At 67.0% G+C, this 12244-nt stretch carries 13 protein-coding genes; 8 read left to right on the top strand and 5 right to left on the bottom strand.

What is annotated here, in order from left to right; all coding sequences use genetic code 11:
* The first annotated feature begins 41 nt into the window (after positions 1-41).
* From ccmE to BSZ14_RS02575, 5 genes are read left to right on the top strand one after another with little or no spacing between them, the layout of a single operon-like run.
* A complete protein-coding gene (gene ccmE, locus BSZ14_RS02595) occupies positions 42-476 on the top strand; it encodes a cytochrome c maturation protein CcmE (RefSeq protein WP_076709667.1) in 435 nt (144 codons plus the stop codon).
* Positions 473-2407: a heme lyase CcmF/NrfE family subunit gene (locus tag BSZ14_RS02590; protein ID WP_076709666.1), complete on the top strand. Its 1935-nt coding sequence runs from the start codon at positions 473-475 to the stop codon at positions 2405-2407. The genes ccmE and BSZ14_RS02590 overlap by 4 nt, the downstream gene beginning before the upstream one ends.
* On the top strand, positions 2404-2931 hold the full coding sequence (locus BSZ14_RS02585; protein WP_042484877.1) for a redoxin family protein: 528 nt from the start codon (positions 2404-2406) through the stop codon (positions 2929-2931). The genes BSZ14_RS02590 and BSZ14_RS02585 overlap by 4 nt, the downstream gene beginning before the upstream one ends.
* Positions 2928-3305, top strand: a complete 378-nt coding sequence (locus tag BSZ14_RS02580; protein ID WP_076709665.1) for a cytochrome c-type biogenesis protein — start codon at positions 2928-2930, stop codon at positions 3303-3305. The genes BSZ14_RS02585 and BSZ14_RS02580 overlap by 4 nt, the downstream gene beginning before the upstream one ends.
* Positions 3269-3931, top strand: coding sequence for a hypothetical protein (locus BSZ14_RS02575; protein ID WP_083748053.1), 663 nt, complete (start codon positions 3269-3271; stop codon positions 3929-3931). Before BSZ14_RS02580 ends, BSZ14_RS02575 begins: the two co-directional genes overlap by 37 nt.
* 4 nt (positions 3932-3935) lie before the next feature.
* Here BSZ14_RS02575 and BSZ14_RS02570 read toward each other — a convergent pair whose 3' ends face one another.
* On the bottom strand, positions 3936-4148 hold the full coding sequence (locus tag BSZ14_RS02570) for a DUF3072 domain-containing protein (RefSeq protein WP_076709664.1): 213 nt from the start codon (positions 4146-4148) through the stop codon (positions 3936-3938).
* 369 nt (positions 4149-4517) lie between these two features.
* Positions 4518-5624: an alanine dehydrogenase gene (ald, locus tag BSZ14_RS02565; protein WP_076709663.1), complete on the bottom strand. Its 1107-nt coding sequence runs from the start codon at positions 5622-5624 to the stop codon at positions 4518-4520.
* Between the two features lie 127 nt (positions 5625-5751).
* On the opposite strand from ald, the gene BSZ14_RS02560 reads away from it, so the two are divergent.
* From BSZ14_RS02560 to BSZ14_RS02550, 3 genes are all read left to right on the top strand, one after another.
* On the top strand, positions 5752-6195 hold the full coding sequence (locus tag BSZ14_RS02560) for an Lrp/AsnC family transcriptional regulator (RefSeq protein WP_042484883.1): 444 nt from the start codon (positions 5752-5754) through the stop codon (positions 6193-6195).
* A gap of 174 nt (positions 6196-6369) precedes the next feature.
* Positions 6370-8043 (top strand): amidohydrolase, encoded by a 1674-nt coding sequence (locus BSZ14_RS02555; protein WP_076709662.1) that lies wholly within the window; start codon positions 6370-6372, stop codon positions 8041-8043.
* 99 nt (positions 8044-8142) lie between these two features.
* Positions 8143-9216, top strand: coding sequence for a choice-of-anchor A family protein (locus tag BSZ14_RS02550; protein WP_042484889.1), 1074 nt, complete (start codon positions 8143-8145; stop codon positions 9214-9216).
* 173 nt (positions 9217-9389) lie between these two features.
* Here BSZ14_RS02550 and ctrA read toward each other — a convergent pair whose 3' ends face one another.
* From ctrA to BSZ14_RS02535, 3 genes are all read right to left on the bottom strand, one after another.
* Positions 9390-10091, bottom strand: a complete 702-nt coding sequence (ctrA, locus tag BSZ14_RS02545) for a response regulator transcription factor CtrA (RefSeq protein WP_076709661.1) — start codon at positions 10089-10091, stop codon at positions 9390-9392.
* 99 nt (positions 10092-10190) lie between these two features.
* Positions 10191-11285 carry an AI-2E family transporter gene (locus tag BSZ14_RS02540; RefSeq protein ID WP_076709752.1) on the bottom strand — a complete coding sequence of 365 codons (1095 nt, stop codon included), beginning with the start codon at positions 11283-11285 and terminating at the stop codon, positions 10191-10193.
* Positions 11282-12205, bottom strand: coding sequence for a LysR family transcriptional regulator (locus tag BSZ14_RS02535; RefSeq protein ID WP_076709751.1), 924 nt, complete (start codon positions 12203-12205; stop codon positions 11282-11284). Before BSZ14_RS02535 ends, BSZ14_RS02540 begins: the two co-directional genes overlap by 4 nt.
* Positions 12206-12244: the final 39 nt, after the last annotated feature.

Below are 12244 nucleotides of genomic sequence, written 5' to 3'. Positions count from 1 at the left end.
CTGACCCTCATCAGCTATCTGGCGATGAAGCGCGCCGAGAAATGACGCCCAAATCCCAACGTCTCACGCTGGTGTTGCTGGCGCTGGCCGCGATCGTCGCGGCGGTCCTGCTCGCCATGTCGGCGATGAAGGACCAGGCGGCGTTCTTCTACACGCCTTCCGATGCGCAAAAGCAGGGCCTGCCGCTGGGCCGTGCGGTCCGGCTGGGCGGAATGGTCGAGGCGGGGTCGGTCCACCGCGCGCCCGACGGCGTGACGGTGCGCTTCGTCGTGACCGACGGCAAGGCGACGACGCCTGTCACCTTCGCCGGGATCACGCCCGACCTGTTTCGCGAGAAATCGGGCGTGGTGGCCGAGGGGCAGTTCCAGCCCGATGGCCGTTTCGTCGCGACCAACCTGCTCGCCAAGCATGACGAGAAATACATGCCCCCCGAAATGGCGGGCAACATGCACGAGAGCCGGAGTTTGGAGCCGTGATCGCCGAGGCGGGCCTGGCCGCGCTCTGGTTCGCCGCGATGCTGGCGGGGTTGCAACTGTTGCTCGGCGTTCTGGCGCTCCGTCGCAAGGACGTAGCGGGCGAGCAGGCGATGGCGGCGATCGGCCCGGTGGCGATCGTGCAGGGCGCGCTGGTCGCCATCGCCATGGCCGCGCTGATCGCGGTGTTCCTGAACACCGATCTGTCGGTCAAGCTGGTCGCCGAGAACAGTCATTCGGCCAAGCCGTGGATCTACAAATTCGCCGGGGCCTGGGGCAATCATGAAGGTTCGATGCTGCTCTGGGTGACGATCCTGGGTGCGGGCGGGGCGCTGGTCGCGTGGAAGGAGCGGACGCTCGACCGGCCGACCCATGTCGCGACGCTGGCGGCGCAGGGTGCGATCGCGCTGGGCTTCTATGCCTTCCTGCTGTTCGCCTCCAACCCGTTCGCACGGCTGAACCCGGCACCGATCGAGGGACAAGGGCTGAACCCGCTGTTGCAGGACCCCGGCCTCGCCTTCCACCCGCCGACGCTCTACGCGGGCTATGTCGGGCTGTCGGTCGCCTTTTCCTTCGCGGTCGGCGCGCTGGTGACGGGGCAGGTCGGCCCGGCCTTTGCCCGCGCGATGCGGCCCTGGGTGCTGGGGGCCTGGGTGCTACTGACCATCGGCATCACGGCGGGGTCCTATTGGGCCTATTATGAGCTGGGCTGGGGCGGCTGGTGGTTCTGGGACCCGGTCGAGAATGCCTCGCTGATGCCGTGGCTGGCAGCGACGGCGCTCCTCCATTCGGTCAATGTGCTGGCCGCGCGCGATGGCCTTCGCGCTTGGACGGTGATGCTGGCGGTCGTGGCGTTTTCCATGTCGATGATCGGGACGTTCCTGGTCCGCTCGGGCATATTGACGAGCGTTCATGCCTTCGCCGTCGATCCCCGGCGCGGGGCGTTCATCCTGGCGTTGCTGGGCCTCTATATCGGCGGCGCGCTGGCGTTGTTCGGCGCGCGGATCGGGCAGGTGCGGGCGGGGCGAAGCTTCACCTTTGTCAGCCGCGAGGGCGGGCTGGTCGTCAACAATCTGCTGCTCTCGGTCATCCTGGGCATCGTGCTGATCGGCACGCTCTATCCGTTGGTCGCCGCCGGGTTCGGTGTGCGCCTGTCCGTCGGGCCGCCCTTCTTCCACACCGCCGCCGGGCCGATCGCGCTGGCGCTGGTCGCCGTCATGGCGGTCGGGCCTGCCTTGCGCTGGCGGAGCGATGACGCGGAGGCGGTGCTGATCCGCATGTTGTGGCCGATGGTCGCGGCGGCGGGGACCTTTGCGCTGATGCTGACGCTGACCGGCGGCATGGGTGTGTTGTCGCTGCTGGGCTTGTCGTTCGGCGTCGGGCTGATCGTCGCCAGCGTATTGCCGATCACCCGGCGCAACTGGCGGCGCACGCCCTTGCCCATCTGGGGCATGGTGGTCGCGCATGTCGGTCTGGGTGTCAGCATGATCGGCATGGCCTGCGACAGCGCGTTCACCGCCGAACGGCTGGTCGCGCTCTATCCGGGGCAGGCGACCATTGTCGGCCCGTGGCGGGTAGAGCTGAACCGCATCTATCCCAATATCGGCGCGAACTGGTCGGCACTGGAGGCGCGGCTGACCGCGACGCGCGAGGGCGACGGTGCCACCCTGCGCCCGCAGCAGCGCTTCTTCACCGATCCCCCGACCACGACCAGCGAGAGCGCCATCGCGACTCGCTGGGACGGACAGCTCTATACGGTGCTGGGACAGCAGGACGCGGCGACCGGGCGCTGGCAGTTGCGGCTGTGGTGGAAGCCGTTCGTGACTTTGATCTGGCTGGGCGGCGCGCTGATCGCATTGGGCGGCGTGATGGCACTGGCCGGGCGGTGGTTCAAGGCGTGGCAGCAACGACGGCGGGAGGCTCTGTGGGGATGAAGCGCGCGCTGATCTGGCTGCCGCTGGGGCTGTTCGGAGTGTTCTTCGCGGTGGTCGCGGCCGGGCTGATGCGGCCCGCCGACACGGCGGTCCACTCGACGCTGGTCGACAAGCCGCTGCCGGTGTTCACGCTCGAGCCGATGGTGCCGGGCAAGCCCGGTCTGGCGAGCAGCGATTTCCGGGGCGGCAAGCCGCGCCTGCTGAACGTCTTTGCCAGCTGGTGCATCCCCTGCATCGCCGAGGCGCCGCAGCTGATGGCGCTCAAGGCGCGCGGCGTCCCGATCGACGCCGTCGCCATTCATGACAAGGGACCTGCCATCGCCGCCTTCCTGCGCCGCAACGGCGATCCCTATGCCGCGATCGGCGATGACAGCCGCAGCCGGGTGCAGATGGCGCTCGGCTCGTCCGGCGTGCCGGAGACCTTCCTGATCGACGGGCGCGGGCGGATCGTGCGGCAATATATCGGCGATATCCGCGCCGATCAGGTCGACCAGATCGTTCGCGATATGGCCGCCGCGCGATGAGCCTGTCGCTCGCGTTGTTGCTGGCCGCCGCCACGGCGACGCCCGATTACGGCAACACCCAATTGCCCGACCGCCGGGCCGAGGCGCAGGCGCGCGCCCTGATGGGGGAGCTGCGCTGCGTCGTGTGCCAGGGCCAGTCGATCGCGGACAGCGATGCCGACATGGCCGCGGACATGCGCGCACTGGTCCGCCAGCGTATCGCGCGCGGGGAAAGCCCGGAGGCGATCCGCGCCTGGCTGATCGAGCGATACGGCGATTATGTCAGCTATGACCCGCCTTTGTCGGGTGCGACGGCGTTGCTGTGGGCGACACCGATCCTGTTGCTGGCGATCGGCGCATGGATCGCGTGGTCCAGCTTTCGGAAGCGGCGCTGATGGGCTGGCTGATCCTGCTGCTGATCGCGGCCGTAGCCTCGGGCGCGGCGCTGTGGCTGCGGTTTCCGCGACCGCTCTGGACGATGCTTGGGGCCGCGCTGGCGCTCGGGGGCGTCGGCTATGCGTGGCAGGGGCGACCGACCCTGGCGGCCAGCGCGCCCGCGCCGCGCCCCGACGCGCTGCTCGACAATGATGCGATTTCCGAGCTGCGCGGGCAGCTGATCGGACGTTATGGCGGAGAGGCGGCGATGTTCACCGCCGCCGATGCCCTGTCGCGCTCGGGCAACAAGCGCACCGCGGTGCAGATCATGCTGGGCGCGGTGGGCGGCGACCGGACCAGCGTTCCGTACTGGACCGAGCTGGGCAATGTCCTGTTCGCGCATGACGGCTATCAGATGTCGCCCGCCGCCCGCTTCGCCTTTCGCCGCGCCCGAACGCTGGGGCCTGGGGACCCGGCGCCCTTCTTCTTCGAGGGGCTGGCCTGGATGCGGGCGGGTGATTTCGGCAAGGCGCGGGTCTTCTGGAACCGGGCGCTGGAATTGTCCCCCGCCAATGCCGCCTATCGCCCGGCGATCGAGCAGCGGGTGATGCTGCTCGACCAGGCTATTCGGATGATGGGGGAATAGGGGCTTACTGGCCCCGGCCGGTCTTTTCCTGAAGCGCGTCGATCCGCTTGGAGGCGTCCGCCTTGGTCAGCGTATCGTCGAACAGCTCGCCCGCCTCTTCGGACAGGGTTTTCAGATAGCTGGCCTGCGCGCCGGTCATCTTCTCGTCGCCGGTGGTCCAGTCATCGGGGTCCTTCTCGGCGTTGGAGAAGGGTTCGGTCTTGGGATTGTCGGTCATCGGTGATCCTTTCGGGGGATCAACACGCATGTTCTATTTTTGTTTCTTTTTTGGTTCGCGCGGAGGCGCGGAGACGCGGAGATGGTGCATCCAGCCGCAAAGCTGGCCTCCAACCGCCACGGTGAGGCAAATCCGTTGGCGGAACCGACACCAGCCGCCAACCCCATTCTAAACCCCTCTGCGTCTCCGCGCCTCCGCGCGAACTCAACCGCGCCTCGTGGCGGATGGCACGGCGTACGCTTCGACTACGCTCAGCGCGAACGGAGGTGGGGTTAAATCCCAGAAGCCGTTCAGCCTGAGCGAAGTCGAAGGCCACGGGCATGACGCCCGGACATGCCCTTCAACTTCGCCCAGTATGAACGATGGTGTTTAGCCCGCCCAAGCCTCGAACGGCAGGTCGAGGGCTTCGGCGACCGCGGCGTGGCGGATCTTGCCGCCCGAGACGTTCAGGCCACCGGCCAAGTGCGGATCGGCCTTCATCGCGGCCTCGGCCCCCATGTTCGCCAGCTTCACCGCGAAGGGCAGGGTGGCGTTGTTGAGCGCGAAGGTCGAGGTGCGGGCGACCGCGCCCGGCATGTTGGCGACGCAGTAATGGATCACGCCATCGACCTCGAACACCGGGTCCTGGTGGGTGGTGGCATGGCTGGTCTCGAAGCAGCCGCCCTGGTCGATCGCGATGTCGACCATCACCGAGCCGCGCTTCATCGTCTTCAGCATGTCGCGCGTGACGAGCTTCGGAGCCGCGGCACCCGGAACCAGCACCGCGCCGATGACCAGATGCGCATTCTTCACCGCCGCCGCGATCGCCGCCTTGGAGGCATAGGCGGTCTTGATCTGGCTGGAGAAGAACATGTCCAGCTCGGCCAGACGATCATTGTTGATGTCATAGATGGTGACGTCGGCGCGAAGACCCACCGCCATCTGCGCCGCATTCACGCCCGATACGCCGCCGCCCAGGATCGCGACCTTGGCGGGGGCCACGCCGGGCACGCCGCCGAGCAGGATGCCACGGCCGCCCTGCTGCTTTTCCAGATAATGCGCGCCGACCTGCACTGCCATGCGGCCCGCGACTTCCGACATCGGTTTCAGGAGCGGCACGCCGCCACGGGGCGAAGTGACCGTCTCATAGGCGATGCAGGTCGCGCCCGACTTCATCAGCCCCTCGGCCTGCGGCTTGTCGGCGGCGAGGTGGAGATAGGTGAACAGGACATGGTGCGGGCGCAGCATCGCGACCTCGACCGCCTGCGGCTCCTTCACCTTCACGATCATCTCGGCCTGGTCGAACACCTCGGCGGCGGTGGCGACGATGCGCGCGCCCGCGTCGACATAGTCCTGGTCCTCGAAGTCGATGCCGCTGCCGGCCTTGGTCTCGACGATCACCTCGTGACCGGCGGCGACCAGCTCGGCGACCGATGGCGGGGTCAGGCCGACGCGATATTCGTGGTTCTTGATTTCCTTGGGGACACCGACGCGCATGGGGACTCTCCGTTTGAATATTGACGCGATAGTAGCGCCGACGGGGCGGGAGAGGTGTGCAAAGCGGTCCCGGTGAAGGGCTGTCAACGGGATTTTCTTGCGTCGAATGTCGATGTATCGGGATGAAATGTCCGACGCGATCGACCGCCGCATCCTGGCCCAGCTGGCCCGCGATTCCGACCTGACCAGCGCCGCGCTGGGCGAGAAGGTCGGCCTGTCCGCCAGCGCCGCGCATCGCCGCGTGGCGCAGTTGCGCGAAAGCGGCGTCATTGCCGGTTACCGCGCGATCCTGAGCCACGAGGCGCGCGGGCGTCCCTCGACCGTGATGGTCAACGTCACGCTGAAGGACCAGCGGCAGGATACCATGGCCGCGTTCGAGCGCGAAATCCTGCGCTGTCCTGAGATCGTAGAATGTTTCCTGATGAGCGGCGAGGCGGATTACATGATCCAGGTCGAGGTGCGCCGCGACGACAGTTATGAACGAATCCACCGCGAGACGCTGGCCCGCCTGCCGGGGGTGACGCGGCTGGCCTCGCACTTCGTGATTCGCGAGGTGGTGCGGCGGTCCTGAGATCCTCCCCGGTACGGGGAGGGGGACCATGCGCAGCATGGTGGAGGGGGCGTGCGGCAAGCTGTGACCTTGTGGAAGCCCCCCTCCGTCAGGGCTTCGCCCTGCCACCTCCCCGTGCCGGGGAGGATCGTTAGCTACCTTCCCACTCAGCCCGACACCCGATAGGGAACGGCCATGGCAAAGCAGGCTTCCCCCTCCCGCATTCTCCGCTCCGCCCTGACCGCGCTGGCGATCACGCTGACCCCCGCCGCCGCCTTCGCGGATGCGCTGGTCGACAATGTGACGGGCCTGACGCTGGACAAGAACGGCAAGGTCGTCCGTTTCACCGGCCTGCTGCTGACCCCGGACGGCAAGGTCGTGAAGCTGCTGGGCGCCAAGGACAAGCGGCCCGAAAAGCTCGACTGGCGCGCGGACATGAAGGGGCGGGTGATGCTGCCCGGCTTCGTCGATTCGCATGGGCATGTGATGGCGCTGGGCTTCCGCCAGATTGAACTGGACCTCGCGACCACCAAGTCGCTGGACGAGGCCAAGGCACGGATCGCCGCCTATGTCGCGGCCAATCCTGAGCGGAAATGGATATTGGGCGGCGGCTGGAACCAGGAAAGCTGGGCGCTGGGCCGTTTCCCGACCGCCGCCGACATGGATGCGGTGGTGTCGGACCGTCCGGTCGTGATGGAGCGCGCCGATGGCCATGCGCTCTGGGCGAACAGCGCGGCGATGAAGGCGGCGGGGATCACCGCCAAGACCGTCTCTCCCTCCGGCGGCCGGATCGAGAAGGTCGGCGGCCAGCCCTCGGGCGTGTTCGTCGATGCCGCCATGCAATTGATCCAGAAGGCGATCCCGCAACCGCTGGCCAAGGATCGCAACGCCGCGTTCCTGAAGGCGCAGAACGAGCTGCTGTCCCACGGCATCACCGCGACCGCCGATATGGGCACGACGCTGGACGAGTGGATGACCTATCGCCGGATGGGCGATGCCGGAAACCTGCGCGTGCGGATCATGAGCTATGGCGGCGGAGTCGACGATACGGTCCGCATCGGCGGCACCGGGCCGACGCCGTGGCTGTACAACAACAAGCTGCGGCTGGTCGGCGTGAAGCTGTACGGCGACGGCGCGCTGGGTTCGCGCGGCGCGTGGCTGAAGCAGCCCTATGCCGATGCGCCGGGCCAGACCGGGCTGGGCTTCATGTCGGACGACGTGATCCGCAACCTGATGAGCCGCGCGGCGATGGACAAGTACCAGATCGCCGTCCACGCGATCGGGGACAAGGCCAATGCGCAGGTGCTCGACGCGATCGACGAGCTGGCCGAGACCTATAAGGGCGACCGGCGCTGGCGGATCGAACATGCGCAGATCGTCGATCCGGTCGACCTGCCGCGCTTCGGCAAGCATGGCATCATCGCCTCGATGCAGCCGGTGCATGAGACCAGCGACCGCCAGATGGCCGAGGCGCGGCTGGGTCCGGCGCGGCTGGCAGGTGCCTATGCCTGGAACACGATGCTGAAGAACGGCGCGACCCTGGTGTTCGGTTCGGACTATCCGGTCGAGCGGCCCGATCCCTTTGCGGGCTGGGCGGCGGCGATCACCCGGCAGGGACCGGACGGTCAGCCCTATGGCGGGTGGCAGCCGCAGGAGATCGTCGGGCGCGAGGCGGCGTGGCGCGCCTTCACCATGGACGGCGCCTATGCCGGGTTCGCCGAGGATCTGTTCGGGCGACTGGGACAGGGGCAGCAGGCGGACTTCATCATCGTCGACCGCAACCCGCTGGACATCAACCCCAGCGAGTTGCGCGCCACCCAGGTCGAGGAAACCTGGATCGGCGGGCAGAAGGTGTGGGAGCGTCGCTGACGCCCCTGCCCAGATCGGCGGGAGAACGCCTCGAAATGGGATAATCGGTGGGCCAAACCGCTAATGGTTTGGCAGGACTTACTCTGCTAATTTGCGGGTATGAAAAACCGTCTGCTCGCCATTGGCCTGATTGCGGCCGCCATCCCCTCGCTGGCCGCCGCTTCGCCCGTGGTCGGCATCGACGCGCTCAAGGAATGGAACCTCATCGTCCTGGGCGACCTGACCTCCAGTTCGGAGGTGGAGGGGCGCACTTTCGTGGGCGGCAATCTGAGTGGCAATTCGTCCAACTATCAGATCCGTTCCGTACCCAGCTCGGCCTATGCGGTGCCTGGCCTGACGGTGGTCGGCAATGTGCTGGGCGGGGCGAAGAACCTCAATAACGGTTCTGGCGCGCTGATCGGCGGCAATGTGGAGAGCGGCTTCAACCTGAATGGCGGGGTTCAGACGGTGAAGGTCGGCGGTCTGCTGTCCAACACCAACATCAACCAGAATATCGTCCAATCGGGCCTGAATGCCAGCGATCCCGGCTTCGTCTCGGGGTTGAACCAGCAGAAGTCCTTGCTGACGAGCAGCATGACCGATCTGTCGAACAGCTATGCCGCCCTGTCCGCCACGGCGCAGGTATCGATCAGCGGCAACCGCGCGACGTTCAACGCCGTGGCGGGGGCGAACGGCGTCGGCGTGTTCAACCTGAACGCCGCCGACCTGACGCGCTTCGGCGAGATCGCGTTCAACCCGAATGGCGCGGACACGGTGATCGTCAATGTGCATGGCAGTGCGGTGCGCCTCGACGACAATTTCCTGAACGGCGCGTCCGGCCTGGGCGAGCATGTCATCTGGAACTTCCCCGACGCGACCAGCCTGGAATTGACCACCGCCTGGAAGGGATCGATCCTCGCGCCCAAGGCCGCAGCGACTACCGGCAATTATATCGAGGGCTCAGCGGTGTTCGGCAGCCTGATCCAGAATGGCGAGTTCCATCTCGGGACCTATATCGGCACCTATGTGCCGGGCACGTCCAATCCGCCGAGCAGCTCCGGCGGGTCTTCGGGCGGAACCGGGAGCAGCGGGGGAAGCCCGGCGCCGGTGCCGGAGCCTGCCAGCATGGCCTTGATGGCCGGCGGGCTGGCGCTGCTGGTTCTGGCGCTTCGGCGGCGGCGAGTGGCGGTCTGATGGGGTAGGGGGGCGTGGCCTTCGACTTCGCTCAGGCCGAGCGGAGCGAGCGGAATGATCCAGGCCACACAACCCGTTCAGCCTGAGCGAAGTCGAAGGCCGCGGGAACACCCCAAGAAAAAAGGCCGGTCCGCGCCCCCGCGAACCGGCCTTTTTCGGTATTTGTGGGAAGATCAGGCGACCTCGGCCTGCTCCACATCGTCGGGTTCGCGCAGCACATAGCCGCGGCCCCACACCGTCTCGATATAATTCTCGCCGTCGCAGGCCAGGCTGAGCTTCTTGCGCAGCTTGCAGATGAAGACGTCGATGATCTTCAATTCCGGTTCGTCCATCCCGCCATAAAGGTGGTTGAGGAACATTTCCTTGGTCAGCGTCGTGCCCTTGCGGAGCGAGAGCAGCTCCAGCATCGCATATTCCTTGCCGGTCAGGTGGACGCGGGCATTGTCGACCTCGACCGTCTTGGCGTCGAGGTTCACCGCCAGCTTGCCGGTGCGGATGATCGACTGCGAATGGCCCTTGGACCGGCGGACGACGGCGTGGATACGCGCGATCAGTTCCTCGCGGTGGAACGGCTTGGTGACGTAATCGTCGGCCCCGAAGCCGAAGCTGCGCACTTTCGAATCCATCTCGTTGATGCCCGACAGGATCAGCACCGGCGTCGAGACGCGCGCGACGCGCAGGCGCTTCAGCACGTCATAGCCGTGCATGTCGGGCAGGTTCAGGTCGAGCAGGATGATGTCGTAATCATACAGCTTGCCGAGATCGAGGCCTTCCTCGCCCAGGTCGGTCGTATAGACGTTGAAACCTTCGCTGCCGAGCATCAGCTCGATCGCCTTGGCGGTCATCGGTTCGTCTTCGATCAGCAATACGCGCATCGACAGTCCCCATTTGCGAGTGATCGCCCCCTTGCCCCGGCGACCTGATACTCCAATCATTAACCAACGTGGATGTGAACGTAAAAGGTTAATTCACCCCTAACCGGGAATCTCCTCTTCTTGTTTTAGCCGGGCTCCCGGGCCGAGCAGCGTTTGATGTTCCACAGCGGGAATATCCTCGCCCAGAACTTCGCGAAGATACAGGCTGCGGATCAGGGTGAAGGCGACGATCAGCAGCGCGGCCGAAAAGAAAAGGCCGAACAGGCCGAAGATGGTCCCGATGCCGATGATCGCGAACAGGGTGACGGCGGGCGGGATGGCGACGACCCGGCTGGTGACGAAGGGGGTGATCGCATTGGTCTGCACCAGCCGGACGACCGCGAAGGTGATGAGCGTGCCGATGATCGCGCCGTTCCCGCCCTGCGCCGCCAGCCCCAGCGCGGGCAGCATCGCGGCGATCGGCCCGACATAGGGCACGAACTCGCTCAACCCGGTGAGCAGCCCCAGCGCGGCGGCCGACGGCACGCCCGCGATCGCCAGCCCGACGCCGACCAGCACGCCCATCGTCGTCATCTGGATCAGCTGCGCGCGCAGCCACAGTCGCAGGGTCGAACCCGTGTCGAACAGCGCGTCTTCCATGGCGGGGCGCATCGACCGGGGGATCAGCAGCAGGAAGCCACGCTCGTAGATTTTCGGATCGGCGGCGAAGAACAGCGCGCCGACCAGCAGCAACAGACAGTTGAGTACGAACTCGCCCGCGCCCGACACGATGCCCCCGATATCCTGCGCCACCCGGCTGCCCGCATAGGCGGCACGAACCGCGTCGACGACCTTGGCCCCGACCGGCGATTGCGAGGCCCAGGCGGCCAGCTGGTCGATCAGGATCGGCAATTGCGTGACCAGCGTGTTCAACTGCTGGCGAAAGGCGACGCCGAACAGCCAGGCGAGGAAACCCAGCACCGCCAGCACCGTCGCGATCGACAGGGTCAGCGAACGCTTCGGCCCGATGGGCAGGTGATCGGCATAGAGGTCGGCGATCGCATGGATGACGATCGCCCCCAGGATCGATCCGAAGGCCAGGATCAGCAGGTCGCCCGCGCGGAACAACGCGGCGGTGACGGCCAGGATCAGCAGGGTCAGGACGATGCGGCGGATGAAGCGCGCATCACTCTCGTCGGGACACAGCCGGTTCATCGCACGGCCTCCGTCGCGTGCGCGGCCATGCACGGATCGCGCACCCGGTCGGCGAGCCAGGCGATCAGCGCCTCGACACGGGCGGGGCGCAGCGGGCTGGGCGGGGTGAGCAGGTGAAGCCCGATCGGCGGCGGCGTCCAGTCCTCCAGGATCGCGACGGCGCGGCCCGAGGCGAGATGCGGCCCGATGATGAAGCCCGGCAGCCGCGCAATGCCCAGCCCCGCGACGACGGCGGGAACCAGCGCGTCGCCGCTATTGGCGGTCAGCGGACCTTGCGGACGCACCGACACTTCCGCGCCGCCGGGGTGGCGGAAACGCCAGGGGCCGGTGATGTTGGAATAGCTGAGCAGCCGGTGCTCGCCCAGTTCGTTGGGATGGGTCGGCGTGCCATGGTCGGCGAGATAGGCGGGCGAGGCGACGATATGGGTCGAAATCCCGCACAGCCGCCGGGCGCGAAGGGAGCTGTCGGGCAGGTCGGCGATGCGCAGCGCGATGTCATAGCCTTCGGCGACGATATCGACCCGCGCATCGGACAGGCTGAGTTCGATCTCGATTCCCGGATGCGCGGCCAGGAAGTCGGCGATGATGGGGGCGATATTGGTCACCCCGAACGACATGGGTGCCGCCAGCCGGATCCGACCGGCGGGCGCACTGGCGGCGTCGCGCGCGGCTTCCTCGGCGGCGCGGGCCTCGGCCAGGATGCGCGCGGCATGGTCGGCGAGCGGCTTTCCCGCTTCGGTCAACGCCAGGCGGCGCGAGGTGCGGTGGAACAGCGACTGGTTGAGCTGCGCCTCCAGCCGGGTGATCGCCTTGGACACGGTGGCCTTGGACAGGCCGATCGCATCGGCGGCGGCGCTGAACGAGCGGTGCTCGACCACGGCGGCGAAGATGGCCCAGGCTTCCAGATCCGGCAGACGCATCGACACCCCCTTGGCCGACCCTTGGCGGTCCGCTGCGCG

Origin of the sequence: Sphingomonas sp. Sph1(2015), from assembly GCF_001970915.1 — a bacterium.
GTDB classification, from domain to species: Bacteria; Pseudomonadota; Alphaproteobacteria; order Sphingomonadales; family Sphingomonadaceae; genus Sphingomonas; species Sphingomonas parapaucimobilis.
Note: the sequence above shows the minus strand (reverse complement) of the source record. Positions and strands in the feature narration are given on the sequence as shown.

Coding starts and splice junctions, on each gene's coding strand:
- ccmE (WP_076709667.1), top strand. CDS start 42: ATGACGCCCAAATCCCAACGTCTCACGCTGGTGTTGCTGGCGCTGGCC.
- BSZ14_RS02585 (WP_042484877.1), top strand. CDS start 2,404: ATGAAGCGCGCGCTGATCTGGCTGCCGCTGGGGCTGTTCGGAGTGTTC.
- BSZ14_RS02580 (WP_076709665.1), top strand. CDS start 2,928: ATGAGCCTGTCGCTCGCGTTGTTGCTGGCCGCCGCCACGGCGACGCCC.
- BSZ14_RS02575 (WP_083748053.1), top strand. CDS start 3,269: ATGGATCGCGTGGTCCAGCTTTCGGAAGCGGCGCTGATGGGCTGGCTG.
- BSZ14_RS02570 (WP_076709664.1), bottom strand. CDS start 4,148: ATGACCGACAATCCCAAGACCGAACCCTTCTCCAACGCCGAGAAGGAC.
- ald (WP_076709663.1), bottom strand. CDS start 5,624: ATGCGCGTCGGTGTCCCCAAGGAAATCAAGAACCACGAATATCGCGTC.
- BSZ14_RS02560 (WP_042484883.1), top strand. CDS start 5,752: ATGTCCGACGCGATCGACCGCCGCATCCTGGCCCAGCTGGCCCGCGAT.
- BSZ14_RS02555 (WP_076709662.1), top strand. CDS start 6,370: ATGGCAAAGCAGGCTTCCCCCTCCCGCATTCTCCGCTCCGCCCTGACC.
- BSZ14_RS02550 (WP_042484889.1), top strand. CDS start 8,143: ATGAAAAACCGTCTGCTCGCCATTGGCCTGATTGCGGCCGCCATCCCC.
- ctrA (WP_076709661.1), bottom strand. CDS start 10,091: ATGCGCGTATTGCTGATCGAAGACGAACCGATGACCGCCAAGGCGATC.
- BSZ14_RS02540 (WP_076709752.1), bottom strand. CDS start 11,285: ATGAACCGGCTGTGTCCCGACGAGAGTGATGCGCGCTTCATCCGCCGC.
- BSZ14_RS02535 (WP_076709751.1), bottom strand. CDS start 12,205: ATGCGTCTGCCGGATCTGGAAGCCTGGGCCATCTTCGCCGCCGTGGTC.